At 44.9% G+C, this 26,641-nt stretch carries 32 protein-coding genes, 7 tRNA genes and 1 rRNA gene; 29 read left to right on the top strand and 11 right to left on the bottom strand.

The annotated features are described in order from the left end of the window. The 8 genes from LQE94_RS12810 to LQE94_RS12775 all read left to right on the top strand — a co-directional run. Window positions 1–105: ribosomal RNA gene (locus LQE94_RS12810) — 23S ribosomal RNA — on the top strand; the annotation flags it as partial. Window positions 106–177: 72 nt separating this feature from the next. Beyond that, window positions 178–249 (top strand) — tRNA-Asn (locus tag LQE94_RS12805). A 158-nt stretch (window positions 250–407) separates the two neighbouring features. Further along, window positions 408–479: transfer RNA gene (locus LQE94_RS12800), tRNA-Glu, on the top strand. A 55-nt stretch (window positions 480–534) separates the two neighbouring features. Continuing rightward, a tRNA-Thr gene (locus tag LQE94_RS12795) sits at window positions 535–607 on the top strand. Between the two features lie 24 nt (window positions 608–631). After that, window positions 632–705, top strand: a tRNA-Ile gene (locus LQE94_RS12790). Window positions 706–718: 13 nt separating this feature from the next. Continuing rightward, window positions 719–792 (top strand) — tRNA-Asp (locus LQE94_RS12785). A gap of 6 nt (window positions 793–798) precedes the next feature. Further along, window positions 799–871: transfer RNA gene (locus tag LQE94_RS12780), tRNA-Val, on the top strand. 209 nt (window positions 872–1,080) lie between these two features. Next, a tRNA-Leu gene (locus LQE94_RS12775) sits at window positions 1,081–1,166 on the top strand. 44 nt (window positions 1,167–1,210) lie between these two features. Here LQE94_RS12775 and LQE94_RS12770 read toward each other — a convergent pair. The 3 genes from LQE94_RS12770 to LQE94_RS12760 all read right to left on the bottom strand — a co-directional run bounded on the left by LQE94_RS12770 (window position 1,211) and on the right by LQE94_RS12760 (window position 3,715). After that, window positions 1,211–2,719, bottom strand: coding sequence for a tyrosine-type recombinase/integrase (locus LQE94_RS12770; protein WP_240577892.1), 1,509 nt, complete (start codon window positions 2,717–2,719; stop codon window positions 1,211–1,213). Window positions 2,720–2,815: 96 nt separating this feature from the next. Next, window positions 2,816–3,166, bottom strand: coding sequence for a helix-turn-helix domain-containing protein (locus LQE94_RS16350; RefSeq protein WP_330638948.1), 351 nt, complete (start codon window positions 3,164–3,166; stop codon window positions 2,816–2,818). A gap of 147 nt (window positions 3,167–3,313) precedes the next feature. Then, complete coding sequence (locus LQE94_RS12760; protein ID WP_330638947.1) at window positions 3,314–3,715, bottom strand: helix-turn-helix transcriptional regulator; 402 nt, start codon at window positions 3,713–3,715, stop codon at window positions 3,314–3,316. A gap of 113 nt (window positions 3,716–3,828) precedes the next feature. Between LQE94_RS12760 and LQE94_RS12755 the strand changes: the two genes are divergently transcribed. The 10 genes from LQE94_RS12755 to LQE94_RS12710 all read left to right on the top strand — a co-directional run bounded on the left by LQE94_RS12755 (window position 3,829) and on the right by LQE94_RS12710 (window position 13,068). Next, complete coding sequence (locus LQE94_RS12755) at window positions 3,829–4,035, top strand: 2-ketoisovalerate ferredoxin oxidoreductase (protein WP_204930482.1); 207 nt, start codon at window positions 3,829–3,831, stop codon at window positions 4,033–4,035. Window positions 4,036–4,465: 430 nt separating this feature from the next. Then, window positions 4,466–5,605 carry a transposase gene (locus LQE94_RS12750; protein ID WP_240577891.1) on the top strand — a complete coding sequence of 380 codons (1,140 nt, stop codon included), beginning with the start codon at window positions 4,466–4,468 and terminating at the stop codon, window positions 5,603–5,605. Continuing rightward, the gene (locus tag LQE94_RS12745) at window positions 5,580–6,659 is read left to right on the top strand and encodes a lambda-exonuclease family protein (protein WP_204245554.1); all 1,080 of its coding nucleotides are present in this window, start codon (window positions 5,580–5,582) and stop codon (window positions 6,657–6,659) included. The genes LQE94_RS12750 and LQE94_RS12745 overlap by 26 nt, the downstream gene beginning before the upstream one ends. After that, window positions 6,659–7,075 (top strand): DUF7768 domain-containing protein, encoded by a 417-nt coding sequence (locus LQE94_RS12740; RefSeq protein ID WP_015573099.1) that lies wholly within the window; start codon window positions 6,659–6,661, stop codon window positions 7,073–7,075. The genes LQE94_RS12745 and LQE94_RS12740 overlap by 1 nt, the downstream gene beginning before the upstream one ends. Beyond that, window positions 7,038–9,272, top strand: coding sequence for an SF1B family DNA helicase RecD2 (gene recD2 / locus LQE94_RS12735; protein ID WP_240577890.1), 2,235 nt, complete (start codon window positions 7,038–7,040; stop codon window positions 9,270–9,272). Before LQE94_RS12740 ends, recD2 begins: the two co-directional genes overlap by 38 nt. A gap of 83 nt (window positions 9,273–9,355) precedes the next feature. Next, window positions 9,356–10,294 carry a hypothetical protein gene (locus tag LQE94_RS12730; protein ID WP_240577889.1) on the top strand — a complete coding sequence of 313 codons (939 nt, stop codon included), beginning with the start codon at window positions 9,356–9,358 and terminating at the stop codon, window positions 10,292–10,294. A gap of 60 nt (window positions 10,295–10,354) precedes the next feature. Next, on the top strand, window positions 10,355–11,569 hold the full coding sequence (locus LQE94_RS12725; RefSeq protein ID WP_240577888.1) for a CHC2 zinc finger domain-containing protein: 1,215 nt from the start codon (window positions 10,355–10,357) through the stop codon (window positions 11,567–11,569). Continuing rightward, entirely contained in the window at window positions 11,566–12,333 is a 768-nt protein-coding gene (srtB, locus tag LQE94_RS12720) for a class B sortase (protein WP_087162145.1), read from the top strand. The genes LQE94_RS12725 and srtB overlap by 4 nt, the downstream gene beginning before the upstream one ends. Continuing rightward, window positions 12,330–12,854 carry a hypothetical protein gene (locus tag LQE94_RS12715; protein WP_087162144.1) on the top strand — a complete coding sequence of 175 codons (525 nt, stop codon included), beginning with the start codon at window positions 12,330–12,332 and terminating at the stop codon, window positions 12,852–12,854. Before srtB ends, LQE94_RS12715 begins: the two co-directional genes overlap by 4 nt. A gap of 16 nt (window positions 12,855–12,870) precedes the next feature. Beyond that, window positions 12,871–13,068: a hypothetical protein gene (locus LQE94_RS12710; protein WP_054353192.1), complete on the top strand. Its 198-nt coding sequence runs from the start codon at window positions 12,871–12,873 to the stop codon at window positions 13,066–13,068. 64 nt (window positions 13,069–13,132) lie between these two features. Here LQE94_RS12710 and LQE94_RS12705 read toward each other — a convergent pair whose 3' ends face one another. The 4 genes from LQE94_RS12705 to LQE94_RS12690 all read right to left on the bottom strand — a co-directional run bounded on the left by LQE94_RS12705 (window position 13,133) and on the right by LQE94_RS12690 (window position 14,814). After that, the gene (locus LQE94_RS12705; protein WP_087202395.1) at window positions 13,133–13,387 is read right to left on the bottom strand and encodes a YgiT-type zinc finger protein; all 255 of its coding nucleotides are present in this window, start codon (window positions 13,385–13,387) and stop codon (window positions 13,133–13,135) included. Between the two features lie 83 nt (window positions 13,388–13,470). After that, on the bottom strand, window positions 13,471–13,854 hold the full coding sequence (locus LQE94_RS12700; RefSeq protein ID WP_240577887.1) for a DUF6483 family protein: 384 nt from the start codon (window positions 13,852–13,854) through the stop codon (window positions 13,471–13,473). Between the two features lie 38 nt (window positions 13,855–13,892). Then, on the bottom strand, window positions 13,893–14,222 hold the full coding sequence (locus tag LQE94_RS12695) for a hypothetical protein (protein ID WP_240577886.1): 330 nt from the start codon (window positions 14,220–14,222) through the stop codon (window positions 13,893–13,895). A gap of 271 nt (window positions 14,223–14,493) precedes the next feature. Continuing rightward, window positions 14,494–14,814 carry a TfoX/Sxy family protein gene (locus LQE94_RS12690; RefSeq protein WP_003019339.1) on the bottom strand — a complete coding sequence of 107 codons (321 nt, stop codon included), beginning with the start codon at window positions 14,812–14,814 and terminating at the stop codon, window positions 14,494–14,496. A 312-nt stretch (window positions 14,815–15,126) separates the two neighbouring features. Between LQE94_RS12690 and LQE94_RS12685 the strand changes: the two genes are divergently transcribed. Both LQE94_RS12685 and LQE94_RS12680 read left to right on the top strand, forming a co-directional pair. Beyond that, a complete protein-coding gene (locus tag LQE94_RS12685) occupies window positions 15,127–15,912 on the top strand; it encodes a ParM/StbA family protein (protein WP_240577885.1) in 786 nt (261 codons plus the stop codon). 5 nt (window positions 15,913–15,917) lie between these two features. Beyond that, on the top strand, window positions 15,918–16,319 hold the full coding sequence (locus tag LQE94_RS12680; RefSeq protein ID WP_140398079.1) for a hypothetical protein: 402 nt from the start codon (window positions 15,918–15,920) through the stop codon (window positions 16,317–16,319). A gap of 131 nt (window positions 16,320–16,450) precedes the next feature. Here LQE94_RS12680 and LQE94_RS12675 read toward each other — a convergent pair whose 3' ends face one another. Beyond that, window positions 16,451–16,795: a helix-turn-helix domain-containing protein gene (locus LQE94_RS12675; protein WP_240577884.1), complete on the bottom strand. Its 345-nt coding sequence runs from the start codon at window positions 16,793–16,795 to the stop codon at window positions 16,451–16,453. 410 nt (window positions 16,796–17,205) lie between these two features. On the opposite strand from LQE94_RS12675, the gene LQE94_RS12670 reads away from it, so the two are divergent. Then, the gene (locus LQE94_RS12670; protein WP_240577883.1) at window positions 17,206–17,646 is read left to right on the top strand and encodes a sigma factor-like helix-turn-helix DNA-binding protein; all 441 of its coding nucleotides are present in this window, start codon (window positions 17,206–17,208) and stop codon (window positions 17,644–17,646) included. 1 nt (window position 17,647) lies between these two features. Further along, on the top strand, window positions 17,648–17,836 hold the full coding sequence (locus LQE94_RS12665; RefSeq protein WP_054353185.1) for a helix-turn-helix domain-containing protein: 189 nt from the start codon (window positions 17,648–17,650) through the stop codon (window positions 17,834–17,836). Between the two features lie 67 nt (window positions 17,837–17,903). On the opposite strand, the gene LQE94_RS12660 is transcribed toward LQE94_RS12665, so the two are convergent. Beyond that, a complete protein-coding gene (locus LQE94_RS12660; RefSeq protein ID WP_240577882.1) occupies window positions 17,904–18,746 on the bottom strand; it encodes a hypothetical protein in 843 nt (280 codons plus the stop codon). Between the two features lie 468 nt (window positions 18,747–19,214). Between LQE94_RS12660 and LQE94_RS12655 the strand changes: the two genes are divergently transcribed. The 5 genes from LQE94_RS12655 to LQE94_RS12635 all read left to right on the top strand — a co-directional run bounded on the left by LQE94_RS12655 (window position 19,215) and on the right by LQE94_RS12635 (window position 22,660). Beyond that, on the top strand, window positions 19,215–19,445 hold the full coding sequence (locus LQE94_RS12655) for a DUF5348 domain-containing protein (protein ID WP_054353176.1): 231 nt from the start codon (window positions 19,215–19,217) through the stop codon (window positions 19,443–19,445). Window positions 19,446–19,464: 19 nt separating this feature from the next. Next, on the top strand, window positions 19,465–19,770 hold the full coding sequence (locus tag LQE94_RS12650; RefSeq protein WP_177312693.1) for a hypothetical protein: 306 nt from the start codon (window positions 19,465–19,467) through the stop codon (window positions 19,768–19,770). Further along, window positions 19,767–20,252, top strand: a complete 486-nt coding sequence (locus tag LQE94_RS12645) for a hypothetical protein (RefSeq protein WP_240577881.1) — start codon at window positions 19,767–19,769, stop codon at window positions 20,250–20,252. Before LQE94_RS12650 ends, LQE94_RS12645 begins: the two co-directional genes overlap by 4 nt. Window positions 20,253–20,504: 252 nt before the next feature. After that, window positions 20,505–21,341, top strand: a complete 837-nt coding sequence (locus LQE94_RS12640) for a tyrosine-type recombinase/integrase (RefSeq protein ID WP_087282392.1) — start codon at window positions 20,505–20,507, stop codon at window positions 21,339–21,341. A gap of 74 nt (window positions 21,342–21,415) precedes the next feature. After that, window positions 21,416–22,660 (top strand): ATP-binding protein, encoded by a 1,245-nt coding sequence (locus tag LQE94_RS12635; protein ID WP_227708259.1) that lies wholly within the window; start codon window positions 21,416–21,418, stop codon window positions 22,658–22,660. Window positions 22,661–22,750: 90 nt separating this feature from the next. Here LQE94_RS12635 and LQE94_RS12630 read toward each other — a convergent pair whose 3' ends face one another. Together LQE94_RS12630 and LQE94_RS12625 are read right to left on the bottom strand one after the other, a co-directional pair. Further along, a complete protein-coding gene (locus LQE94_RS12630; RefSeq protein ID WP_240577880.1) occupies window positions 22,751–24,049 on the bottom strand; it encodes a sensor histidine kinase in 1,299 nt (432 codons plus the stop codon). Beyond that, a complete protein-coding gene (locus LQE94_RS12625) occupies window positions 24,042–24,731 on the bottom strand; it encodes a response regulator transcription factor (protein WP_087282385.1) in 690 nt (229 codons plus the stop codon). The genes LQE94_RS12630 and LQE94_RS12625 overlap by 8 nt, the downstream gene beginning before the upstream one ends. A gap of 162 nt (window positions 24,732–24,893) precedes the next feature. Here LQE94_RS12625 and LQE94_RS12620 point away from each other — a divergent pair, with 162 nt between their 5' ends. Further along, on the top strand, window positions 24,894–25,403 hold the full coding sequence (locus LQE94_RS12620) for a hypothetical protein (protein WP_240577879.1): 510 nt from the start codon (window positions 24,894–24,896) through the stop codon (window positions 25,401–25,403). Window positions 25,404–25,419: 16 nt separating this feature from the next. After that, on the top strand, window positions 25,420–26,640 hold the full coding sequence (locus LQE94_RS12615) for an ABC transporter permease (RefSeq protein WP_240577878.1): 1,221 nt from the start codon (window positions 25,420–25,422) through the stop codon (window positions 26,638–26,640). The last annotated feature ends 1 nt before the right edge of the window (window position 26,641 follow it).

Raw genomic sequence — 26,641 nt, 5'->3', positions numbered from 1 at the left:
TCAAGTTAGTAAGACCCCTTGAAGACGACGAGGTAGATAGGGCAGAGGTGGAAGTGTGGTAACACATGGAGCTGACTGTTACTAATAGGTCGAGGGCATAACCAGAACAGGTGATAGGAACAAGATGGATGAAAAAACTTTGTATGCAGTTTTGAAGGTATACTTCAATAAAGGTAATCCTCGATAGCTCAGCGGTAGAGCATTCGGCTGTTAACCGAAGGGTCGTTGGTTCGAACCCAACTCGGGGAGCTTAAAAAGAATCCATAGCTGTATTTTAACTATGGCTTTTTTTATGAAAGATGATTATCATAAGAAAAGTGAATTTTTTTAAAGAAATCACTTGCAAAAACAAAAAGATTATGGTAATATTTATTTCGGTCGCTGATAGAAGTGATATCAAAGAATTTGGCTCCATGGTCAAGCGGTTAAGACATCGCCCTTTCACGGCGGTAACACGGGTTCGATTCCCGTTGGAGTCATTTGCACAAAGTGCAATTGAATAAAAGGTATATTTGTTCAAAGTATAGGCAATATGCCGATGTGGCTCAATTGGCAGAGCAGCTGATTTGTAATCAGCAGGTTATCGGTTCGAGTCCGATCATCGGCTTTGTTCCTGAAAGGGACATATAATGGACCTTTAGCTCAGCTGGTTAGAGCAATCGGCTCATAACCGATCGGTCCTGGGTTCGAGTCCCCGAAGGTCCATTTAATTTAATAAGGCCCAGTGGCTCAGTTGGTTAGAGCGCCGCCCTGTCACGGCGGAGGTCGAGAGTTCGAGTCTCTTCTGGGTCGTTATGTGGGATCTTAGCTCAGCTGGGAGAGCATCTGCCTTACAAGCAGAGGGTCACAGGTTCGAGCCCTGTAGGTCCCATATATATAGTGCGCGCGTGTGGCGGAATAGGCAGACGCAAGGGACTTAAAATCCAATGGATGGATTGTTAAGTTGTGGCAGATTTTCCTTGAAAAATCAAGGATCTTAAAATTTCATATTTAGCAAATGTGCTTGCATCCCTCCAAAACATCCCTCCAAAATTTGAGGTGTTTGTAGCTGTTTACAGCGGGTTGGGTGTACACATATTTGCCGGTGTGGCGGAATTGGCAGACGCAAAGGACTTAAAATCCTTCGGAGAGTAATTTCCGTGCCGGTTCGAGTCCGGCCACCGGCATTTGGTAAAGAGACTAAGACAGATTGTTTTAGTCTTTTTTCTTTTTAGTTCACACCTATGCCCGGAAAAACACTTGCGGGCAGGGACTGGATCATTGCATTTGCTGTGTTTACCTTCTGGTCGTAATCAAAGTGTGTATAAATGTTTGCAGTCGTTGAGATCGTACTGTGTCCTAACCAATGCTGAATAGCCTTGAGGTCAACGCCATATGAATACAATAAGGATGCACAGCTATGGCGGAGATCATGAAAGCGGATCCGTCGCAGACCATTCTTTTTCAGTAGTAACTGGAAGTGATCCGTCACATAGCCTGGCTTTATAAGTTCTCCGGTTTCTGTCTTATTGATGTAATCCAGATATTCCTTACAATAGGAATCGCCGCAGACGTACTGCTGATAGTGCTGCTTCTGATAAACATATTTAAGGACTGCCTCAAATGGCGGGACTAATGGTAGCTTGCGTGTGCTTGATTTTGATTTTGTCTTGTCTTTGATGACACGCTGACAATGCCCGTCAATATAGATATCTGTTACCACATGGTTTACAGTGATGGTCTTGTTCACCATATCAATTCTGGACCACTTCACTCCAAGTGCTTCGCTGCGACGCATACCATAAAATGCGGCAAGAAATATGCAGATTTCAAGCGGATCCCCATGAGCAGCTTTAAAAAGCTGTACCATTTCTTCGTTTGTATAGTATTGAGCCTCATAAGTGTTCTCTTCTGGTCTTTGTACCCGGTCTGCTGGATTATCCTTTAGCAATTTTAATTGTACAGCATAGTCAAGACACTTATGGATGTTAGCATGGCGTCTGATGACCGTATTTGGCTTTACATGCCGTTCTTCCAGTTCATAGGTATAATAGTCCTGAATAAACTCTGGATTGTCTGAAAGCTCATTTAACGTGTATCCTCTTTCACGAAAATAGGGTTCTATCCTTTTCTCTACATTACTGCGGTATCCTGCATATGTTGTAATTTGCACCTTGTACTTGATGACTGCAAGCCATTTCAAAATGAAGTCTGCAAACAGAATCTCACCTTTCCCTGTCTCCGGATTGATCGAAACCAAAGGATTTTTTTCAACCCAACCACTACTAACTGCATGGCTGAAAGCCATCAGTAAAATGTGATGACTGGTAGAGATTAAATGTTGCGAACCAGCAATCTGTGGATTGTCGGCTTTTCTGAGTGAGGAAAAATACTGTTCCAGTTCTTGAACGGACAACTCACTGATGCTGCTGATATGCTCTTTAAAATAGGGCACAATCCATCGGTTGATATGGTGCTTGTACTGAGAAAATTCGGCTGCCTCCAGAGGAGCATATTGTATCCACTCCACTAGAAACACATGAACGTGTGTATCCTTATTCCAGATTGGAGGGATAAACTCTTTTCTCGTCTGTGCCAGAAGTGCTTCCGCCTTCTTTTTATTTCCTTTTACCGGAAGCCCGGTGCTGATTGATTTACTGCACCGCTTGTTGTTCGTGTCTTTGTAACATAATATCATTTGGTAAATGCCATTCTGCTCTCGAAGATGACCTGCTACCATAATTCAAACCTCCTTTACAGGGTAACAGTCAACTTCACGTATTGGCATGGATATTATACCATGCTGGCACAAAATTGGCAGTACCTGTGACAGAAATTACTTGTTGCTATTGTTCTGGTCAAGAATTTCCAGATAGGTTAGAATATAATATTTCGGAATTTTGTAGATCCGCCCTATCATAAAATGCTTTATTTTATTTTCTTTAAGCAGTTTATAGGCGGTTTTAGTGCTAATTCCTAACATTTCACTCATTTGTTCTACAGTTACAACATCCGGATAGTTTTTGAATACGGATGCGTATGTCTCGCTTTTTTTCGTATAGATACCTCCCTGATAAATAGATGATTGAGATAAGTCTCCCTGGAAGCCAGTTCCTGCGCCTTCCCAAGCCGCGTCTTCGGCGTTGCTATGCAATCTTAAAGCCTGCAGGCACGCATCATGCTGCACTATCTGCAGGCACCCGTATCCCTCTTCCGGGAGGGTGTGAAATTTTCAAGGTACTCTATTTTGCCATTTGTAAGGGAAATAGCGGAGAAAATGCAGAATGTGTAAAAAAATAGAAAAAAAGCTGTCCGTGTGGACAGCCTCTGAAAATTATTTGTGTCTGGCAGCGAGCCGATGTAGTATACTGATTACAGCGATCATATCCTCATCGTCGAGCTGCTTTAATAAGTCAGCCGCTTTTTCGTATAGAGGAAGATTGTGAAGAGCTGTATCGAAGAACTGGCAGGGAGTTACTTCCAGATATTCGCAGATTTCCAGGAAGTTCTCCATGGTAGGCAGGGAGCGCCCGGAAGAAATGGACTGGATGTAACTTTTGTTTTTGCCGAGATCCAGGCTCATCTGATATTCGGATACATTCTTTTTTATCCGCAGTTCGGTAATCCTGTCACCGATAAATTTTTTCTCCATGTCATCCACCTCTCTTCCTACATCTTCCTTCGATTTTAAACTATTTACTTCCGGCAAATTACGGAATAAAATAGAGTTATTCACTATATAAATGCTCATATTACGGAATATAACCGGAATTTACTGCTATATACCTGATTGCAAAAAAATGTGATAGAACTGCTGTTTTAGGGTATGATGTTAATGAGGTGTTTTTAATGAAAATCATAGGTACGCAGGAAGAATTGAAATGGGTCCGCAGGGCGCTGGCAAACAACTGTGAGGGATGTATCTTTGAAGAACGATGTAATCAAAATGCCAGTGAGGAGCAGAAGAAGCATGGAAAAACTCTGACAAGCTGTGAGGAATTTATGGCAAGACAGATCACGTTTATCAGCGAGGAGGAAACAAAAACCACAAAATAGGATATTTATACCGTTATTGCATACCATATATAGTATAAAACAAATTGACAGCACCTATATCCTGTGCTACTATACTGATATAGTTCTTTTTTATGCGTTCCCCGGCGGGGGATCATGTTTTGGGATTTTGAGAAATCCCGTACATGAAGAGGAAAAGCAGGAGCTTTTCCCGGCATAAGTTGTTTATGTTTGTAGTGAAGTGTCACCGTATGCCTGAAATGGCTGTGTGGCACTTTTTTTGTTTTATCGGTGAAGAACCAGATTGGAAAAGGATGAATGGAGAAAACAAGAGGTTTCTCTGCTCATCCTTTTTTGTTGCCGTTTATCCGGAAGAAAATGTTTCTGCCGGATTTTTGTGTATGTATGTGGCCTGCCACAATCAGCTTCGGCTGTTTATGGATAATTATTTTAAAGAAAGGTGGAAGAAACAATGAATGAAACAATGGTTTACGCAGATGGTTTTGAAAAGACATTTGCCACGGCAGAGGAGATGCTTGATTTTCTTTCAAGAAGAGGGAAAGCCTCAGAGTGGATCCGCAAGCCCATCCGGGCCCTCCGGCTGGTGCCGCTTGAAAAAGAGGCGGACAACCTGGATAACGGAGACGCAGAGATGGAGGAAATCCTGAAGGATACGGAAAAGCACACCCGGCTTGTACTGAAGGTACGAGGCGAGGCATATCCGGTCCGGAACTGTGCGATCCAGACAATCTTAGGACGTGCCGGTATCGGCGGGGACGGCCTGCGAAAGCTGGATCTGGCAACTTATGCAAAGGTTGTGAATTGCTGCCTGAAAGCAGCGAAAGGGGAATGCCTCATCAAGATTGCGGATGGAAAAGTCTCTGCAGTCCACGGAGGAGACGCCCATGATTACAGCGTACTGGACATGAAAGCAATCTTTGAGATGACCAGTGAATATCTGCACACGAATTTCAGTGGAAGCGCTTATCTGGAAGGCTCCGGAACCTATGACCATTCCGTCATGAGTGCCATGTGGACGCTTTCCGGGAACCAGGAGCTTCTGGACACCTACAGGGATGCGCTGGACCGGTACGGAGTAAGCGGAAAGAATCTTACACCGGCGCTGCGCCTGACCACTTCTGATGTCGCAGCCAGCGGTGTCAATCTGTATCCTATGCTGCTGACAGACGGGAACAACCATACGCTCAGCCTGGGAAGTCCGATCACTCTGGCGCACAGGAACCACAGCACAATCCTGGATTACCGCAACAATTTGAAAGAAGTGTATGCAAGATATCAGGATGCCACAGAGCGTTTGGCAGCGCTTCTGGAAATCGAGATCCATAACCCGGTGAACTGCTTAAGGTTACTGATGAAAAAGCTGAAAATCAAGGCGGCGATCCGTAATGAAGTGGTGGAGATGTACGTGGCACAGAACGGGGAACAGACCTGTACGGCCCATGACCTTTACTATGCCATGAACGAGGCACCCTTCTATGCCGCCTGCCAGGGAGTTACCGGCAGCCAGCTTTTGCGGATGGAGGAAAACCTGACCAGGGCCCTTGCCATGGACTGGAAGGAATTTGATGTATATGGCGCCGTTAAGTGTTAAGGAGGAGCTTATGAAACAGACGTTACAAATGGATTATGAACCGGAACAGGTCGTGGATATCAGTACCCTCTCCAGAGAGCAATGGCTCGCATTCCGCCGTTTGGGTATCGGAGGCAGTGATGTGGCCGCTATCATGGGAATCTCGCCTTTTGTTACCAGCCGTGATCTTTACTATGACAAGATCGGCGTTACCCCGGTGATTGAGGAACCTGAAGCCAACTGGGTTGCCAAGGAATTTGGACACAGACTGGAGGATCTGGTAGCGGAGATTTTCTCTAAGAAAACCGGCCTGGAGGTGTTTCCCGTGCGGATTATGTTCCGGCATCCGCTTTACCCGTTTATGCTTGCCGATATTGATTTCTTTGTGCGTATGCCGGATGGCAGCTTTGCCATACTGGAGTGCAAAACCTGTAATTATAACGCCAAAGAGAAGTGGGATGACGGGAAAATCCCGGAGCACTATGTCTATCAGGTGCGGCACTATATGTCGGTGGTGAACATCAGTCATGCATTTATTGCGTGTCTGTGGGGAAATAACGAGAACGACTTTGTATACCGTTCTCTGGAGCGTGATCTCATGGAAGAGCAGGATATCATCGAGCAGGAAGGATATTTCTGGCGTGAATTTGTAGAGAAGAAGGTGGAACCGCCGTTGGTGGGAAAACCGGATCTGGTGCTTGCCAGCATCCGCCGTTACAGCGGCTATGCTGATAAGTCGATCCCGGAAATCCCGATCACAACGCTGGATTCCAGAAGCCTGGAAAAGTATCTTGCTTTATCAGATGAAAAATCTCGTTTGGAGAAGCGCAAGAAGGAAATTGACGCAGAACAGCGTGCGATCAGTGTTCCCTTTGTGGAGCTGATGGGACAGGGATGCAAGGCCTTTCTGGAAGACGGAACCAACCGTTACAAGATTACCTTTAACCCGACACGCAGGACGATGATCGGGAAAGAAAATCTTGAAAAGCTGAAAATGCAGCATCCGGATATTTTCAAAGAGTATGCTACAGAAACAGAAAACCGGATCTTCCGGTTAAAGAAGGAGGCGGCGTGATGTTAAAAGGAAAAAGAGCGTATATCTGCTCTCCGTTGTCTGCAAAAACCCGGGAAGAACGAATGTTTAACATGGGGCTTGCGAAGGCATATCTGGATACGATCAGAGAGGTATTCCACTGCCGCACGTATGCCTCCCATGCCTATCTGCCGCTGATGCTGGATGACACCATACCAGAGGAACGGAAGCTGGCGCTTTCCATTGGAAAACAGCTTTTAGACTTTTGTGATGTGCTGATTATCTGTGGCGGCAGGATTTCTTCCGGCATGGAAGGAGAAATCCGTTATGCCCATGATACCGGGAAGGAGGTGTACTGGCTCGAAGGAGGCCGGGATCCGTTTCAGTTACGGAAGATAAAAAATTGGAAGGAGATCGAATATGCGGTGCAGATACCGGAAAACCATATTTCTGAATGAGGAGAATGGATACACCATTGCGGTGTTTACGACGAAGGATGCTTCTGTACCGCTTGCTGCCAGAGACAAATACTTACAGGGCCAGAAAGTGATCGGGTTTACCGCCATAGGCTTTGACCTGCCCCAGTCTGACCAGATCGAGATTGAGATGGAAGGACAGTGGGAAAAGTCCAGCCACGGCCTGCAGTATCAGGTGGAAAATTTCATGGAGATCGTGCCGCGCACGAAGGAGGGGATCTTAGGATACCTCTCCTGCGGTTCTGTAAAGGGTGTGGGGCCAAAAGTTGCAGAGGCCATTTACAAAGAATTTGGCCTTAATACGCTGGAAATCATGGAAGAACATCCCCAGGAGCTTCTGAAGGTAAAAGGAATTTCCCAGAAAAAGCTGAAGGGGATTGTGGAGTCCTACGGAAAAAACAAGGTGTTCCGGGAACTCATGACATTCCTGGCACCCTATAAGGTAACGCCTAAAAAGGTGAACCTGATCCTCCAGCGGTTTCGCAATGAGTCCGTGGAGATTGTCCGTCACAGGCCTTATCAGCTCTGCGCTGTGAAAGGGTTTGGCTTTTTAACAGTGGATGCCATTGGACGGCAGAACTGCCAGGCACTCAATGATCCCATGCGGATTTCAGGCTGTCTCTCCCATCTCATGGAATCAGCCATGAAGGAGGAGGGACATCTGTTCCTGGAGCGTCCGGAGCTGATCCAGCGGGCATATACCATGCTGAACCAGGATCTTCCGAATCAGGCAGTGACAGAAACAGATATCCAGCGGGTACTCTACCGGCTGGTGATGCAGGAAAGCATTGTGGTAGACGGCGAGCGGGTGTATGTGAAGAAACAGTATGAAGAAGAAAACCAGACTGCTTCCATGATCGCCCGGCGTCTGTTGGACCAGGGCGAGGCGTATGACATCGAAAAGGAATTGGCGCAGGCCCAGACTGCCCTGGCGATCACCCTGTCAGAGAAGCAGAAACAGGCAGTGCGTATGGTGTTCCAAAACCAGATCAGTATTATTACCGGTGGGCCTGGGACCGGGAAGACCACCGTGTTAAAGGTTATCCTTTATATCCATGCCAAGGTCTGCAGGACACAGGTGCAGCTCATGGCTCCTACGGGGCGTGCGGCACGCCGGATGGCAGAAAGCACCGGGCATGAAGACGCCTCAACGATGCACATGGCTCTGGGGCTTCTGGGTGACTTTGCCAATTATGAAGACGCAGTAGAATATCTGGAGGCCGGTTTCTTAAATCTGGATGAAGTATCCATGGTAGATATGCATTTGGGATATGAATTTTTTCGCAGGGTAAAGCCTGCCTCCCGTATCCTGCTGGTAGGCGACGTAGATCAGCTCCCTTCTGTGGGAGCCGGTGATGTGTTCCGGCAATTGATCGGCTGCGGGCTGATCCCTGTGACGGTGCTGGATCTGGTATTCCGCCAGGGAAAGACCAGCAACATCCACTTAAATGCCCGTAAAATGTTGGCAAACCGGACGGATTTTGGGTTTGGCGATGATTTCCAGTTTATCTCCTGCAATTCGGCAGATGAGACAGCAGCCATGGTACGCCAGCTTTACCAGGAAGAGGCCGCAAGGAACGGCCTGGACCATGTGCAGATTTTGACACCCTATCGGGTAAAGACGGTAAACGGCGCTAACGAGCTGAACCGGAGCCTGGAGGACCTGATCAATCCGCCAAGTCCTGGGAAAAAGGAACTGTCCGCAGGAGGGCAGACCTACCGGGAAGGGGATAAGGTGCTTCAGAACAAGAATACGTTGATGGCCAGCAATGGGGACCTGGGAAGGATTACGGATTTTTATACGGATGAGGAAGGAACCGTAAAAACGGTGATCGAATTTCCGGATGGACGTGTCGTGACCTACGAGACGGAAGATCTGGAGATGATCGAACACGCCAATGCCATTACCATACACAAGTCCCAGGGATCCGAGTGCGATGTTGTCATCATCCCCTGGGTGAGAGCCTTTTATATGATGCTGAAGCGGAATATCCTGTACACAGGCATTACCCGTGCAAAGAAAAAGGTGTATCTGGTGGGGCAATGGAACGCGGTCTGCCAGGCAGTCCATACGGACGATGCCGGCAGGCGCAATACAGCTCTTGGGGAGCGGATCACCCGTTACTATTATCAGTATCTTCAGGAGCGTGAGCCGGAACAGCTTCGGCTTGCAGTATAAAAAATAATTTCCACTTATGAAGAAAGGCAGGCTATTCCTTATGTAGAGGGATATCCTGCCCTGTTTGCGAAAGGAGCAGATTTATGAACGAATTACTGTATCAGAAAAATCAGGCAGTGGCAGCTTTGAACCGGGTAGAGGGATTTGAGCCTCTGGAATTTGCCCGCACGATCAAACAGGAGGATCAGGAAGACCAGCTTTACCTTGATGTGAAGTACCGGAAACTCTGGTTCCGTCTGGCCTATCCTCTGGGGCGGATCGCCAGTACCATTGTTCGGTTTAACGAAAATATGGCGCTGGCAGAGGCAAGGATCTATCTGAACCATGAAGATGCACCGGAGAACTATATTGCCAATGCTTTTTCTATGAAATTCCGCTCAGAGGATCCGAAGTTTGGGGACAAGTTCCTAGAGATGGCAGAGACTGCCGCCGTGGGAAGGGCACTCTCCGATGCGGGCTTTGGTGTCCAGTTTGCGGATGTGGGAGAAAGCAACGATCCGGCGCAGGTGGATGCGGGAATCCCTGCACCGCCGCAATATCCGGAAGCTGCCGTAGGTACTCCCTCTTATGGAGGACAGCCGGTTTATGCCGGACAGCCGGACTACAGTGGTCAGAACGGCTATACCGGGAACACTCCCGCTGGAAATATGCCGTATCCAGACAGACCGGCAGAAACCAATCCTAGTCAGAGCATGATGAACCAATTCTATCGTCAGGCCCAGGTGCAGGGAAATATGATGGGAGCGTCTGTACAACAGATGAAACCAACAGTGGCTGCGCCGGATATTCCGCTGGACAAAAATCTTCCTGTGGAGGAGCTGGTGAATCGAATGACCTATGAGCAGGCGAAAGCCGTGGTTATCGGTGGAAAAGGAAAATTTGGCGGAAAAACTATGGGGCAAGTGGCTGTGGAAAGCCCTTCCAGCCTGGATTATTTCGCTACCAGTTACCGGGGGCATAACAACCTGATCCCGGCGGCAGCCAGGGTGCTGTTGAATCAGGCCCTGCCGCTTGCAGGATAAAGAAATACACAATACCCGCAGTCTGTCAAAGGGCTGCGGGAGAAAGGAGGACGGGCATGGATGTATGACGGACCGGATTTTGATTATGACATTTTAGATGTGGTCAATCTTCTGAGGCTCCATAAGCGACGGGGAAATTACTATGATTGTCCCTTCTGCGGCGATACCAAAGGGCGGTTTAACATTAACCCGGCAAAGAATGTATTCCGGTGCAACCGCTGTGATAAATCTGGCGGGATGCTAAGTCTCTATGGCGAGCTGCATAATTTGACGCTTTCTGAAGCAAACCGTGAGATCCGGGAAGCCCTTAACCGGGGAGAATACCGGCAGGTGCGTCAGACAAGGGTACAGGAAGAAAAGGAAGAACCTGTGCAGTCGAACCTTGCGTCACTGGATGAACGACACCGTACCTATACGGAATTGCTGGATCAGCTTCCTCTTTACAGTATACATAGGGAAAACTTGCTCTCCCGGGGGCTTACAATCGAACAGATAAAAGAACGGCGTTACCGGAGTGTTCCGATGTATGGGCTGCGTAAGATTGCAGAGGCACTTCAGGAGAGAGGCTGTGTGCTGGAAGGTGTGCCGGGATTTTATCGGGATACGGAGGAGCGTTGGACGCTAAATTTCAAGACGAAGAACTCCGGCTTCCTGGTTCCTGTGGAATCCATGGATGGAAAGATACAGGCGTGTCAGATCCGTCTGGATCATCCCAGGGATAACAACAAATATCTCTGGTTTTCCAGTGCGGGCTATCCAAGCGGTGTTTCTTCCGGAAGCCCGGTTCATGTGATCGGAGATCTGGATGCGGAAAACGTCTATCTGACGGAGGGCGGACTGAAAGGCTCGATTGCCCATTACCTGTCCGGGCATACATTTATCTGCCTGGCGGGTGTGAATATGTACCGGAGCCTGCGTCCGGTTCTGGAGGAATTTCAGCAGAGAAAAATGAAATTTCTCTTTGAGGCGTTTGACATGGACAAGAAGCTGAAAACAGACTGTGATAGGCATTATCATAAATGTGCTGTCTGCAATGAAAGGGGGACGCCGGCAAACTGTCCATACAAGGTGGAAAAGCGCCGGATCATCCAGAACGCCTGTGGAAAAGTCTATGGGATCTGTCAGGAGTTGTCCCTGCCGGTTAGCCGTATGATCTGGGACCAGGATGCAGATGGTAACTGGAATGGAAAAATCAAAGGTATAGATGATTATTATTACGCAAAGCGGGCTGCGACGTCAGCCCCTTTGCAGAAACAGAAGGGAGTGGAAGCATGAGAAAAGGAGAAAAGCTGCTGTTTCTGGCAGGGATCCTGCTTGCCATCGGCGCCCTTGCTTTTTCTGCGTGGAAACTGAGAGGAATCTATGGAGAATACCAGGAGGGCGAAGATACCTACGAAGAGCTTGCCTCATTTGTGGAGGATCCGGAGGATAAGCCGGAACCAGACAAAAGCGATGTGGAACCGGACGGATATTTGCAGATTGATTTTGAGGGACTGCAGGCTGTGAACTCGGACGTGATCGCCTGGATTGATATTCCCGGCCTTTCCATCAGTTATCCGGTGGTACAGGGAACCGATAATGCTTATTATCTGCATCATCTGTTTACCGGGGAGTACAACAGCAGCGGCAGTATCTTTGCGGACTGGCATAACCAGCCGGATTTCACGGATCCAAACACCATTGTATACGGTCACAATATGAAAAACGGCAGTATGTTTGGAACCCTCTCCCATTATCAGGATCGGGCTCTGTGGGAGGCTTCTTCTTATTTTTACCTGTATGTGCCGGGGAAGGTACTGAAATATCAGATTTTCTCCTGTTATGCCGGGTATGTGGGGAGCGAGGCTTACACCTATGCGTTTCCGGAAGAGACAGACTTTCAGGCTTTTCTGAAGCAGATCCGCTCCTATGCGGGATATGATACCGGTGTGGAAGTCGTGGAAACAGACCGGGTGGTGACACTTTCCACCTGTGTCAGCTCTAGACGTGACTATCGGTACATTGTCCACGGGAAATTGACAGAGGAAATAGCAAATTGAAGAAGAAAAGTATAGGAACAGAAAACAGCGCCGGTATGGAAAAGGAAGACACCATGCCGGTCTTTTTTATGGAGGAAAGTATCATGTTGGAAGCTGAATATGAGAAAGCACGGGAGGAAATTGGATGGAAAGGAAACAGTGTGCTTGAAGAAGAGCGGATACAAACACTCCAGTTAATCTTTCAGCGAGCCTGGCGTTATCAGGAGCGAGGGATGCTGGATGAGATTATATTAGGCTTTGTCCGGAAAAAGACAGGAATGATTCAGAAAGCTAAAACAAAAGGAGAGCTGCAGGAAATCAGCAAACCGCCAAGGCCGGTTTATAACGGCAATGGCTTTACACCTGGAAAGTATGACACAGAGGAAGAAGAATTGCTGGTCTGGAGCCTTACTTGTTTGAAAGCACCGCTCAACAACCAGGCATATGAACGGTACAAAGAGCTGTTCTGCCGCCTGTTGCCGGAAAAGGCGAAGATATTATTCCCGGAAATGAATGAGAATAATCAGGCAAAAGTTGCCTGAAGAATGGAGGATGGATATGACGATCAGAGAAGCAGGAAAAGGAATTGTGACAACCGGGGGAGGTACTTACAGGATCGGATTTATCAACATGGATGGTCAGGAAGATGAGACCGAACTCGATGCTTACAACATGACGGAATTGGAAGAATTATACAGGGATTTTTGTAAAGAGAATGGATTTAGACAGAATACCGTCATTTATGTGGAGCGGTAAATGAAGCGCAGGTGCCGGGAAACCGGCGCCTGCCTTGATAGAGAAAAATTAGGATTTGTCGTCATCAAAGCAGTAAATTCATTACCGACATAATCGTTCCGGCTTCACATTCTGCGTAATCAAGAGTATTGTCTGGATATAAATATACTTTTGAAAATTCTTTTGCCTTTTCTTTTACTTCGTCGCTAATAATTACCGAATTACAGTTCTTGCAATGTAATACAGGTGCATTTATGACTTTTATACTTTTTCCGTTAATAGTCATAGAAAATTCGCCGGTTTCTGAGTGCAATGTGTTATGACATTTCATACATTTCATTGTAAATCCTCCTTGAAAAATTCCAATTCGACAACTTCGGATTTGTCTGGTTATCCATTGAACCTGATAACCAGACAATGTGATTAAACGTCTGCTAAAAACATTTTTGTAATATTGCTCAAGCCAAAAATATCTGCTACATTTTCTATCCCTAATTTAATTTCGTCTCTACTGAATTCACTTGCTTCTAAAAAATCGTCTGTTTTGTCATTCAAATAGGAATAAAATAGTAGTGCGACTTCTAAACTATTCATGTCCGTATCACTGATTAGATCATATAATTTATTTTCTGCTTCATTGATTTTTCCGGTGTCAACCATATCTAACAGATTTTCCAACGTTTCTTTTTCTTCTTTGTTTTCCAACAACTCTACTGTTGGAGACGCCGTATCAATATTAAACAATAGTTTTAAAATAGTTCGTATTATTTCTGTAATGAGCCTCATTACATAATCTTGCTCAAACACAATTCTTCTCCTTTCTGCTTTTTATTTGCAGAAAAGATTTAATCGTCCAAACGAACTTTTAAGGTAACTATGGTATCTTCTCGTGGAAGATTTTCTAAATTAGCATAGAGGCTAATACATACAACTGCTATTAGAGATTCAAACCAAATATTAAAGGTATTTGCACCTTTTATAGTTCGCTTTTTTTCATGTTCAATAGAACTGATATTAACTATTTCTTGTTCTTTATCTTCGATTACTGTATATGTAGTTACCTCGCCGAATAATCCATGAACATTTATTATTCCACAAGGAAGTATTGCAACGGATACGGACACGGTAAAAAGTACAAATAATAACCGAGTTACCCAATACTTTCTCTTATCCATTATATCTCCCTCACAAATTCCAATTTGTCGCTTTCACCATACCCATATTATAACAGTTCCATATATCCGCTACAATGAAAATCTATTCAGCAATACTATTTCTTCTGCTGTCCCTGCGGAGCGTAGTTCTTGTCGCTGGCTCTGATACGGTGTCCTTTATCCCAAACCATGCACATAAATCAATCACTCCTTTCTGGGTATGAAAAAACAGTCAATCCTAAGACTAACTGCTTTGTGTGTATGGATATGAAGTTTTCAAACTGGGCGTTTATTATTTCTTCTTTTTCGGTTTTGAATTTGGTAACTCATCATACATAGCATTAAATAATCCTGCTAAAAATTCCTTATTATCAACTTCATCTACCAACAACATTTCTTTTGCTCCCTCATAGGGTAATTCATACGGAGCTGTCGGCATATAACTAATTGCCGATTTCACTGGTTTAACAAGCAATCTATCATCATAGATACCACCTACAATCTTGCCACGATAATAGATAATAAATTCTCCCATCATAGCTCGATAAGTAATTTCTTCTAACTCAGATAACTGCCCTAAAATAAACTCTAAATATTCCTTGCTTGATGCCATATTTCCACCTCAAATTCCAATTTGTTGCTGTATTCATTCTACCAAAGACACTTCTCAAATGCTATCCTAAATAAAAAATCTCAATAATTTTCTTTCCAGAGTTGCTATCTACATATCTCCTACGTATGAAATAAGTAGAAAACAATATAAGGAGAGTGACGCATTATGATAAAAAAATTGACTATCCCCGTGGATCACGGGAACCGGAACATGAAGACCCCCCATTTTCTTTTCACCACGGGGCTCTCTTCCACAGACCGTAAGCCTGCGGGACGGGAGGATTTCCTTCAGACTGACGGGAAGTATTATGTTTTGAGCGGAAAGCGGATCCCGTATCAGAGGGACAAGACTCAGGATGAACGCTTTTCCATCCTGACGAGATTTGCTATTGCGAAGGAACTGGAGCGTACCGGTCAGGTAACGGATGAAGACGTGGTGCAGGTGTCACTGCCGATTGGTGTGCCACCCAAGCATTACGCAGAACTGGCGGAGCGGTATCGGGAGTATTTCCTGGGAGATGGAAAGGTGCAGGATCTGGTGTATAACGGAAGAACCTACCATACCTGCATCCGGGACGTAGCTGTATATCCCCAGGCGTATGCCGCTATGATGACCGAGGGAGAAAAAATCCGGCAGATTCCCAAGGCAGTAGGGATTGACATTGGCGGATTTACATCGGATTTTCTGCTGATGCGTAGTGGAAGCCCATGTCTAGACTATTGCGATTCCATGGAAAAGGGTGTCATCACCATGTATAACGATATCATTTCCAGTGTCAACGGGGATCACGATATGCTGCTGGAGGAAACTGACATTGACAGTATCCTGGAAGGCAAGACGGAATATTATCCGGAAATGGTGGTACATACCGTGGAAGAAATGGCCCGGAATTTTGTGACTGACCTGCTCAGCAGTGTCCGAGAACGTGGCATTGACACCAAATCCACCTATACCATATTCATCGGAGGCGGAGCTATCTTACTTCGGCGGTTTCTGGAAAGCTCCAGCCGTCTGATCAAGTATCAGTTTATTGATGATATTTTTGCAAATGCGAAAGGGTACGGCATCCTGTACCGCAGTTCTATAGCAGGGAAGTGATGATCGTGGGAAAGAAAAATCCATATGTATTTACGATAGGATTTGATAAGAAAAATCCGGAGCATTTGGAAGTCGTGGAGATCCTGAACGGTACGGAGAAAAAGGCGGCTCTGATTGCGGAAGCGATCCTGCAGTATACAGGGAAGAAGTCTGGAGGAGATATGGGTGTTTCCCAGGAAAGCATCCAGGCGATGGTGCGTCTTTTGGTACGGCAGGAAATGGAGCGAATTGCTGTCCAGGCTCCTGCTACAGACGCTGGAACTTCAACCAGCCAGCAGATACAGCTGGAGGTAGAAAAGCAGCCAGCAGAGGTCGTGATTGAGGATTTAAACGAGGAAGGGCCTCCGATTGATGAAAGAACGATGCAGGATATTGCGGATGCCATGGCAGCATTTAGAAATATGTGATACAGATCTTTGGGGAGAACTTGCAGTAGTTCTCCCTCTTTTTTACCGTTTTTTCAGAATTTCCATAGAAAATCCATAGAACTTCTATAAAGATTTCCGAGAAGTGTATTTTACAATGGCAGAAGAGGTGGTTATGTGGGGTTCTCTGTCCGGGTATGTAGTCCTTTCAAGAGGCCTCGCAGCGTCTGCAGCACAATAACCTGCTCTTCTTCTGAGCAGGACTCAAGTTCCACCAGGATCTGCTGCATCGTCGTACTGCCGCTATTGTTCTTACGGTCTTTGATCACCGCATCAATAGAAATGTTCAGATAGGACGCCAGGGAGCAGAGACTGTCAAAACGAGGGTTCGCCTTATAATTTTCAATATCTGAAATTGTACGAAGGGATACGTGGGAACGTTCTGCGAGCGTATTCTGCGATAAATCCAACTCCATTCGGGCTTCTTTTACAGCATCCCCCAATCGTTGTCTATACATCCAATCACCTCATTTCCTGCATATATTTTACCGCAGACAAGCAGTATATGAAATGCGTTATCATGCGTGTACATAAGCGATATAACGCATATAAAGAGGGAAATCTACGGAAGATAAGGTGTGAACAGCCGGATGGATTGGAGGCTATCTGAAACAATTTCAAAAAAATCCTGCTTCTTTTTGCAGATGAAGAAACTTTTATATGCGCAATATATGTGTTGGCTTCGACTACATATACTGCGTATTCTAATGAAAAGTTAAATCCTCCGTATAGGATCGGGCTGCCATTGGCAGCTTTCGGTCTTATTTTTTTATCGTGGACGCGGAAACAAAGACTGCCAGGGTGCCGCTCGCCGCCAGCCTTCTGAATTTCTTCGAAACTACAGATGAAATTCAGGAGGAATCAATATATGAATGAAAAACATACCTATACAGGAGATCGGACCAAGAACCATTTTACAGCATATTTACTGGAGTTTATCAAAGGGCGCAGGAGCAGTTACCTGGACAAAAAGATACGTACAGAGAAGAACTCCTTCTTGATGGAGGAAATTGCGGAGATTGAAGAACGGATCACTTTTGAGGAGATAAGGGAGATCCAGGAGCGGGAAGAGATTTTGCTCAAAGAGTCTGCAGGTGAGTTCCCGGAGTGGGATAAACTCTCGAATGAGAAACTTGTAAAATCGCTGCTGATGCTCAGTGATACAGAACGGGAGCTGATCTATCTCCATGTATTTGAGGAGTATACATTTAAGAAGATTGGCCAGATGACCGGAAGGACAACACAAAGATGCAAGGATATCTATTTCTATGCAATCCGTAAAATACGCAAAAGATTGGGGGATAACTAAGATGAGCTTTGATGAATTATTATTCCGGGCAAAAGCTGGGGACATGGATGCGAAGGCAGAGATTTTTGCAATGTACAGGCCGCTGTTGATTAAGTATTCATTGGTGAACAGAAGATTTGATGAAGATCTGTACCAGGAGCTGGCAGTGGAACTGATGAAGTGCATCCGGTATTTCCGGGATGTGGAGTAATTAAGAAGGGACCGGGCGGCGCAGGCTGCCCGGTCTTCAATTCATAAGATATTTACTACAGTTTCTATTATGAGAACGGCATGGTCGAGCCATGGTAACCATCCACATGAAGCGGGAGGACTGTAGCTCCGGATTCTATTTTTTTGATTTGAACGTCATGGGATAATCCCAGGACAGCGCAGCCACACGAAACCTTTTCAATGACTGACTGGCCCGATGCCCGGTCAACGATTGCATGACCGTTCATTGTCCCAACCCGTGTATTTCCATTCAAGCTCAGAATACGGGAGTTGCTCTGCATGGTATGGATCTGGCTATCCCTATATGCATGACGAATAAGTGAAATATCTTTCATCTTATGAACAACTGCATTCTCGCACAAATTAGTAATCATAGCATGGTCATCCAGGCATTGGATCTGAGCGTTTCCCTGAACATTCTTAATGAAAGAGTTCCCTGTGATGATCTCTGCCTGAGCATGATCCTCCATAGTATCGATGACAGAATCAAAACAGTAGATTTCTGCATCTCCGCATACGGTTTCCACGTCACAGTGATACAGGATATGCTTACCACTGCTGATCAACTTGATCGTCTCATTTGCCCGTAAGTATTTCTTCTGCCAATCTTTCAGTGCGGCGATTAACCGCTGCTGGATAGGTTTATTCTTCCTTAAAGGTCTGTCAAGCCAGGAATCAGCAGAAAACATTGAGAAGTTGAGTCTCTGGTGCTTCAGACTGATCCACCATTTCCAACAATATGGGTGCAAGCTGAAAATAATGGGATAGGTGTCGTTCTTGATATATCCGGTATCAGCTTTGGCTGCCAGAATATCCTGTACACCCTTCTCTCCTCTTGTTGTTGCGTAACCTTCATTTTCAAATAATACAATACTAAATTCTAAATCCATTCTTTTCTCCTTTCTTGTGGGTGTTCCTCCGGAAAGTTCATCCAATCCTCCTTTCCTGCTTTCAGGCATAAAAAAAGAGAATGATGCCGGGTGCTCATTCTCAAACTTCGTACAGAAATTTCTGCAAAATAAAAAGAGCCAGAAGATACTGCCCTGGTGGCAGAATATCTCACTGACTGATTACAAACCTAAACAGCATATCCTTTTCCGGATAAACACAATTAATGATTACAAAATAAGTATATTACTATATGTAGTGTATGTCAAACGAAAATACAACAAAATATGGTTTCGTTTCTGATTTTCAAAAAAAGTTGCTATTTACGCACCTCATACGTATGAAATAAGTAACAGAGCCATATGAAGCGTTAAGGGAAGATATCGTATTGAATAAACAGAAGATCATCCACTCTATGAAAATGCAGCCCTATTGTTCTTATGAAAAGAAAAATACAGGAGGAAATTTCTATGGTAAAGAAAAAAGGCGTTTTATGTTATGACCGGGAGTCTGGGAGGTATGACATCTATTTTGGAAATGGCAGCTACTACGGCGGTCTGCATTGCGGAGACTGTTTTGATGTAGAGATGGATGGAGATTGGGTGCCGGTCCGGATTGAAATGGATGATGACTGGTATCTTGTGGGAGTTCCCAAAATCAGACTGGATGGCCTGACAGTCCGGGCTGATCGGTACGAGTGATCTTGTCAGGAGGGCGAACATGAAAAAGGAATGGGTGAAACCTGAAATCAGGTTTATTACAGATCCGGATATTATCCTGGGATGCCTCTATGAAGTGTATGGACAGGAACAGAAGTCTGTATTGGCTGGGAAGAATATCCGGCATACAATGATCTTCCCTTTCCTCCGGATGCTGGCAAATAACACACAGGGAGATGTCAGGGATCTGGAAACTCTGCATCAGCGGCTCTGGAAGATTTATGAAAAAGAACCGGAAAAACAGGTGTTTGTACAGCAGGGCCAGAAAATCCTGGAGGCTGTCAGGAAAGGAGAAGACGGAGGATGATTTCCTATGAAAAAGCAAAAATGGGGAAGCGACTGATGAAGAAATTCATTGTGGAAGGGGAACTGGAAAAAGCGGCGTTTATCGGGCTGATGTACCAGATGCCGATCCGGACAGGGGATGCGGTAACGCTGCGGAAAAGTGACCTTGACGGGAGGACTGTTTTGAAGGCATCCAGTAAATACGGAAAACTCTATATGAACCGGCATGGCAATCCTTATCGAATCACCAAACAGTTGCAGAGGCTTCTGAACTCTATTAACGGGGACTCTGATATGATCTTCACACGGAGACGGGAGTATTATATGCGTTTCTTCCACAGATATCGGGAGAGCTTTCATCTACATGACTTCCGGAGGGAACGTTTGATGAACGAAGAACTGCTTGAGAGCCAGAGACGGAAGAAACAGTTTAAACCAGGCCAGCGCTTTACCGTTGAGGCAAAAGACGGGAAGCGGATTTTCAAAAGGGTGAGCAGCACCTAAGCTGCCCCCTGTAATCATCCAGATCGGACAGCGGAAAAAATCTGCTGTCCTTTTTGCGTTTTTATGTCATGAAACGTATGGATTATATATAGGAAGCGTGTCAGAACCGTGCCATTTTCTGAACGCAACATAATAGCAATTATGTTGTGTTGGAGGCATGAAAGACAGAAGAAATCCTATCTGGACGCAACATAATTACGCAAATCTCACGGAGAAGTGAGCGCAACATAATCGCAGAGAGGAAGGAAAACCGTGGCATTACTGGATGATTATAAAAAGTTCCTGAGAGGACAGGGCAAGTCAGAGAATACCATTAAGACCTATAGCGGTCATGTAAATGAATATTACCGGTGGTATATGGATACCTTCGGGGAGGCGCCGACGCTGCTTTACCATACCAACATTTTGGATTTTCGGTCATACCTGCAGAACATTAAGAAACTGAAGTTTAAAAGCATTGATACGAAACTGTCCTCTCTGACCAGCTTTAATGAGTTCCTGGTGCAGATTGGAGTTCAGAAAGATCTGGTCATCACGGCAGAGGACCGGCTGAAATTCCAGCAGGAAATTGCAAGCCCGGCGGAAATAGAAAAGAAAGATGTGGAGGCGTTTCTCCAGAAGGTACTTGTGGATACTGGAAAGAGAAACTATGCGATTGCGGTGATCCTTGCATATGCCGGCCTGCGTGTCAGCGAGTGTATCAGTATTGGCCTGACAGATATTGATTTTCAGGCAAGGGAACTGCTGGTGACTGGAAAAGGCAATAAGCAGCGGATCGTGTTCATCAATGACAAGATCATCCATGCAGTCCGGGAGTATCTGAAGGTAAGAAACTCTCAGTCTGAGTACCTGTTTGTCAGCAGGAATGGCGGAAAGCTCCACCGCAGCAGTGTGAGCCGTTTTTTCAATCAGTGTTCGGACCGGATTACACCGCACTCGCTCCGGCATTACTTCTGCTCTCATGCCCTGGAGATGGGATATACAATTGCGGAAGTCGCAAATCAGGCCGGACATGCCAGCGAGCGGACCACGCTGATCTATACCAATACGAGCCGGGAACAGATGAAGGAGAAATCGAACCTGTTGTAAGTAACTATAAGAATATAATTGTCCTTGTATAAACAGACAATAAGTTGATTATAATAAAAGTATGAGGTATAATAATGACAAAACTAACGAAGGACGTGGATTGTATGGAGATGATAAGACGAAATTTGTATCTGGATAAGATACGTCCATTCATTGACCAGGATCTGATCAAAGTATTGATTGGCCTTAGAAGAAGCGGAAAGACCATCCTGCTTTCGCAGATCCGGGATGTTCTTTTGGAGCGTGGAGTGCCAAGGGAAAATATCATAGAGATCAATTTTGAGTCCCGGCGGTTTAAAAAGCTAGAGGATGCTGATCACTTCTATCGGTATGTCACGGAACGGGCAGAGCAGGTGGACGGCAAAGTATATCTTTTTTTTGACGAGATCCAGCATGTAAAAGAGTGGCACTCAGTTATCCCTTCCTTCCGGATTGATTTTGACTGTGATATCTATGTGACCGGTTCTAACAGCAAATTGCTGTCCGGTGAACTGGCAACAAATATGGCAGGAAGATATGTTTCTTTTCATGTGTATCCTTTTGTGTTGTCTGAGATACAGGAATTTTATGAGATCAATGGGCTTCCTTATACCAGAGAACAGCTTTTTACGGATTATCTAAAATATGGCGGCCTTCCGATGCGCCTGGTGCTGCCGGATGAACATTCCGTCCGCACATATCTGGAGGATGTTTATGATTCTGTCGTGATGAAAGATATTCTCTCCAGATATGCCATCCGCAATGAGAGTCTTTTGCGAAAGCTGCTGGAATTTCTGTTGGACAATATTGGGAACCCGTTCTCGGCAAGATCCATCTGCCGGGCGCTGACCACAGGCGGGCAGTCAACAACGGTGGACACGGTACTTAATTATATTGATAAGCTGCAGGCAGGTATGATTCTTTCAAAAGCGGAAAGATATGATATTAAGGGGAAAAACATCCTGGCTTCAACAGAAAAGTATTATGCGGGTGATATTGGGCTTCGCAATGTGAGCAAAGCAAGCGAACAGATTGATACAAGCAAATTGTTTGAGAACGTGGTGTATCTGGAAATGTTAAGCCGGGGATATGACGTGAAAGTAGGCAAGCTGGATACTCAGGAAATTGACTTCGTATGTTACAAAGGGCAGAAGAAACTCTATATCCAGGTGGCCTATGTATTGTCAGAGGACTGCATTGCAAGAGAATTTGGCAATCTGGAGAAGATCGATGACAATTATCCGAAATATGTGATCAGCAGCGACATCGTAGATATGAGCAGGAATGGAATTGTCCATTATAATATTATCGACTTTCTGCTGGATGAAAAGGACATATAAGTCAGCGAAAAGGAGCCGTCCAAAGTGGGCGGCTCCAATTAATATCCCGTTTGTTTATACATATAATTAATCTTTGACTATTTTGTTTCATTATTTCAGAGGTATAGTCAAATAAAATGTGGCCCCGCCACCAGCCGTATCTTCAAATCCTATTTTGCCTCCAAGTATTCTTGAGAGTTCTTTCGCAATACTTAATCCCAGGCCAAAATGAGATTTATCTGTTCGTGATTTATCTGCACAGTAAAAACGGTTAAATATAAAAGGTTTGTCTTCTTCAGCCACTCCGCACCCATGATCAACAACATAAAAGGTCAATTCTTTAGAAGTCTGTTTTGTTCGTATCTCAATGGTGCTGTTTTCTGGTGAATAGTAGACTGCATTATCAAGATAGATACTTAAGATCTGGAACAGTCGTTCCCGGTCTGTATAGAGTACAGGGTAGCTTTCTTCACTAATATCAAGTTTTAAGAAGATGGATTTACGGATACATACTGGCTCAAACGCTTCATACAGTGTAATCAATAGTGTATCAATATTTACATCATTCTTCTGGATGGTCCATTTATCAGCATCAGAAGACGCAAGGAGAAGCATATCTCTTACGAGCTTAGACATTCTGCTACATTCTGAGTCAATCGTTTTCAAGCAGGTTTGTGCCTGGGGGTCTTGTATTTCTGTATTATGGACTGCTTCAACATTTGCCATGATAACAGCCAGCGGTGATTTTAATTCGTGTGAAGCAGCGGCAACAAAATTTTTCTGGCTCTGCAGGATCTGCTCAGTTGGCTCAAAGGCTTTTCGCAGGAGAAACCTGCTGATAAAGAGGATGCTGATCAGGGAAACGATCCAAATAGATAAATACTTTGGCGCTTCCCGTAACAGCAGGTCTACAATAGATGTCCGCTCATAGAATAAAGCTAATGTATAAACTGTTCCCCCTTTCGTGCTGACTGTAGCCGGGATAGCATAATAGTGGTCATGATCTGCTCCATCCATTTCTATAAATCCGCCCTGTTCCGTTACCGTCTGAAATTTCTGACTGTCCGCTGCGCTTTCCGTGGAAATGCTGTTACTTATTTTTTGGAAGAGATTGGCAAAGTCAGTACCGGTATCAGGAATACTTTGATATAGCACCTTTCCTTCAGAATCTTCTAAAATGCTGTAAACATTTGTCCCACTTTCATAGTTTGAGAGAACCGCTTGCGGGTTAGAAGTATCATCCTCCAACTGATAGATGATCAGGGAAGTCATACGTTGAATATAGGATATATCAGCAAGCTGTTGTGACTGATACATATTCCAGAGGGAAAAACACAGGATCAAAGTAATGATGACCATTAGGATTCCTGCTAAAAACAGATGTAGTCGGTTGGATAATTGTTTAAGCATGAGTGTTCTCCAATCTGTAGCCTGTAGCATATACTGTTTTAATGATACAGGAGCTTTTAAGCTCTTTCAGCCTTTTTCTTAGAAAGGAAATATAATTATCAATATTTCCTGGAGTAATATCCGAGTCAGTTCCCCAGACCTTTAAAACAAGCTGTTCTTTTGTAAAAAGGGTTTCCGGCTGTTTCATAAATGTATACAGAAGCTCCGCCTCTTTTCCTGTCAGGTCTAATTTTTGCTCATGGCAGGTCAATTCCCTTATTTCTCTGTCAAACTGCAGATCCCCGTAAGTTAATATTACATCGTCATGGATCTCTTTGGAGCGCCTGGTTAATGCCCTTATCCGGGCAAGTAACTCCCGGATATGAAACGGCTTAACCAGATAATCGTCCGCTCCGCCGTCCAGACCATCGATCCGGTCATCGAGGGCAGACATACCGGTAATAATAATAACCGGAATCTGTATGTCCTTTCTTCGCATCGCCTTGATTATTGTCAGTCCATCTATAATGGGGAGCATCCGGTCAACAAGGGCAAGGTCATAGCCATAATCTTTATTGAGTGCGTAAAGCATGGCTGTTTCCCCGTCATTACAGCAGTCTACGGTATGCCCGCTTTTGGATAATTCTTTCTGTATCAGATCGCATAGATCCAGGTCATCCTCCAGAAGCAATATTTTCATAATCCATTCATCCTTTTTTAGTTCATATCATCAGTATAACAAGTATAGCAAAGAAATCCTCTAAAAGTTCTCTAAAAACTGAGGTCGATTTCTTTATTTCTTAGATGAGTTTTACAGAAGTTTTTTTGTATGATAGGCCCATAAAACAGAAAGGAGCTATGTCAAATGAAACATATGAAATTAGTAATGGTAACTGGAGTCTTGATTTTTGCACTCTCACTGGCAGGCTGTGGAAATTCCAAAGGGGAACAGACAGCAGACAATGGGACTTCTGTGAACAGTCAGAGCGAAAATCAAGCTGGAGACACAGGCGCATCTGATGATGGCAACGAAAATTCGACAAATCTGGACGATTTGTTAGAGACAGCTAGTTTAAGAGGCAGCGTAGCCGATTTTCAGGACGGAAGTTTTCAGGTCGTTCCCGATCAGGATGATGGGCAGATAGCAAAATCAGCGGCAGAGGGAATGGAAAGCGGCATGGAAAGCACTACGGTTTCTTATGGAGAAGATTGTACCTTCCAGATTGCCAACATCAACAGTTCCACCGGCGCAGTGGAATTAGAAGCGGCTACGGCTTCCGATGTAAAAAAATCTACGTCTGTTTATGTTTATGGAGAAACACAGGATGATGGGGAAATCCATGCTACAAAAGTGCTGATTACCCGGTTTAATTAACAGGAGGGATAGATCGATGCCTTTTTATAAGAGAGGCTTCCTTTATCTGATGCGGAAACGCGGAAAGTCGGTGCTGCTGCTGTTGATTTTCCTTTTTGTCAACAGCATGATCCTCAGTACAAACATGATTTTACACGCCACAGAAAGCACAGAGGCTGCCATGCAGGAAAAAGCAGGAGCAAAAGTGGTATGTGAAATTTCAGACATCGCCTATCCGATTACAGATAAAGAAGCCGAAACGATTAAAAATTTAGTGGAGGTAACGTCCATCAATCGAATGGGGCAGCAATCCGCATATTTAACGGATCTTGCGCCAGTTACGGCAAGCACTTCCACAGAACCGGACAACTTGAAAGTCAGCCTGCTATCCTTTGATGATATGGATACAGACAGTCCCTTTGCAGATCAGTCTTATCGGTTGACAGACGGTGAACTGATCAAGCCGGAAACTAAATATGGCGCCGTCATTAATGCAGGATTTGCAGAATACAATGGTTTGCAGATCGGCGATACACTTTCTTTTGAAACAGAAAACGGAAAAGCTGTTACCGTGGAAGTGATTGGGGAATATCTTACTGGCAATGAAAGCCAGCAGGAAAACAATACACTTGCCGTCTATCGGATGGAAAATCAGATTTATATAGATAATACAGCATATTTAGAATTATTTGACGGCAGCGGATTTTATAAAGTATCGGCATATACCGGCCAGCCGGAGCTTTTAGATCCATTGGCAGAGAGCATACAGGGCATTTTGCAGGATAAAGCGGACATTACCACGTCGGATGTCCTGTATCAGCAGATGAAAGCCCCATTAACACAAATAACAAGGGTAGTATCTCTAATGCGTTTGCTTACCTTTTTCGCCGGCACGGTGATTGTCTCCCTACTGCTTTGTATGTGGATGCGGAGCAGACAAAAGGAAATGGCTGTATTTATCAGCTTGGGCGAACAGAAAGCCACTATCTTTTTGCAGGCTCTTTTGGAAGCGGCAGCCGTGTTTCTCATTGCCCTGCTTTGCTCCTGCGGTCTAGGTTCGCTGGCTGCAGGAAGCCTTACAGAACTGTTGCTGTCTTCTGTGGAAACAGGCGTTTCTCTGCAGGTTTCCTTACAATTTACCGATATCGCATTGCTATTGGGGATTGGCAGCGGAGTGGTTGTGATTGCTGTATTGCTGTCTTTGCTGCCAGTAATCCGTGCAAATCCGAAAGATATTCTGTCACGAATGGAGGGATAAT

The organism is Mediterraneibacter sp. NSJ-151 (assembly GCF_022487435.1).
GTDB classification, from domain to species: Bacteria; Bacillota; Clostridia; order Lachnospirales; family Lachnospiraceae; genus Schaedlerella; species Schaedlerella hominis.
This window is presented reverse-complemented; position numbering and strand designations above follow the sequence as displayed.

Coding starts and splice junctions, on each gene's coding strand:
- LQE94_RS12770 (WP_240577892.1), bottom strand. CDS start 2,719: ATGGTAGCAGGTCATCTTCGAGAGCAGAATGGCATTTACCAAATGATA.
- LQE94_RS12755 (WP_204930482.1), top strand. CDS start 3,829: ATGAAAATCATAGGTACGCAGGAAGAATTGAAATGGGTCCGCAGGGCG.
- LQE94_RS12750 (WP_240577891.1), top strand. CDS start 4,466: ATGAATGAAACAATGGTTTACGCAGATGGTTTTGAAAAGACATTTGCC.
- LQE94_RS12745 (WP_204245554.1), top strand. CDS start 5,580: ATGTATATGGCGCCGTTAAGTGTTAAGGAGGAGCTTATGAAACAGACG.
- LQE94_RS12740 (WP_015573099.1), top strand. CDS start 6,659: ATGTTAAAAGGAAAAAGAGCGTATATCTGCTCTCCGTTGTCTGCAAAA.
- recD2 (WP_240577890.1), top strand. CDS start 7,038: ATGCGGTGCAGATACCGGAAAACCATATTTCTGAATGAGGAGAATGGA.
- LQE94_RS12730 (WP_240577889.1), top strand. CDS start 9,356: ATGAACGAATTACTGTATCAGAAAAATCAGGCAGTGGCAGCTTTGAAC.
- LQE94_RS12725 (WP_240577888.1), top strand. CDS start 10,355: ATGTATGACGGACCGGATTTTGATTATGACATTTTAGATGTGGTCAAT.
- srtB (WP_087162145.1), top strand. CDS start 11,566: ATGAGAAAAGGAGAAAAGCTGCTGTTTCTGGCAGGGATCCTGCTTGCC.
- LQE94_RS12710 (WP_054353192.1), top strand. CDS start 12,871: ATGACGATCAGAGAAGCAGGAAAAGGAATTGTGACAACCGGGGGAGGT.
- LQE94_RS12705 (WP_087202395.1), bottom strand. CDS start 13,387: ATGAAATGTATGAAATGTCATAACACATTGCACTCAGAAACCGGCGAA.
- LQE94_RS12695 (WP_240577886.1), bottom strand. CDS start 14,222: ATGGATAAGAGAAAGTATTGGGTAACTCGGTTATTATTTGTACTTTTT.
- LQE94_RS12690 (WP_003019339.1), bottom strand. CDS start 14,814: ATGGCATCAAGCAAGGAATATTTAGAGTTTATTTTAGGGCAGTTATCT.
- LQE94_RS12675 (WP_240577884.1), bottom strand. CDS start 16,795: ATGTATAGACAACGATTGGGGGATGCTGTAAAAGAAGCCCGAATGGAG.
- LQE94_RS12670 (WP_240577883.1), top strand. CDS start 17,206: ATGAATGAAAAACATACCTATACAGGAGATCGGACCAAGAACCATTTT.
- LQE94_RS12665 (WP_054353185.1), top strand. CDS start 17,648: ATGAGCTTTGATGAATTATTATTCCGGGCAAAAGCTGGGGACATGGAT.
- LQE94_RS12660 (WP_240577882.1), bottom strand. CDS start 18,746: ATGGATTTAGAATTTAGTATTGTATTATTTGAAAATGAAGGTTACGCA.
- LQE94_RS12655 (WP_054353176.1), top strand. CDS start 19,215: ATGGTAAAGAAAAAAGGCGTTTTATGTTATGACCGGGAGTCTGGGAGG.
- LQE94_RS12650 (WP_177312693.1), top strand. CDS start 19,465: ATGAAAAAGGAATGGGTGAAACCTGAAATCAGGTTTATTACAGATCCG.
- LQE94_RS12645 (WP_240577881.1), top strand. CDS start 19,767: ATGATTTCCTATGAAAAAGCAAAAATGGGGAAGCGACTGATGAAGAAA.
- LQE94_RS12635 (WP_227708259.1), top strand. CDS start 21,416: ATGACAAAACTAACGAAGGACGTGGATTGTATGGAGATGATAAGACGA.
- LQE94_RS12630 (WP_240577880.1), bottom strand. CDS start 24,049: ATGCTTAAACAATTATCCAACCGACTACATCTGTTTTTAGCAGGAATC.
- LQE94_RS12620 (WP_240577879.1), top strand. CDS start 24,894: ATGAAACATATGAAATTAGTAATGGTAACTGGAGTCTTGATTTTTGCA.
- LQE94_RS12615 (WP_240577878.1), top strand. CDS start 25,420: ATGCCTTTTTATAAGAGAGGCTTCCTTTATCTGATGCGGAAACGCGGA.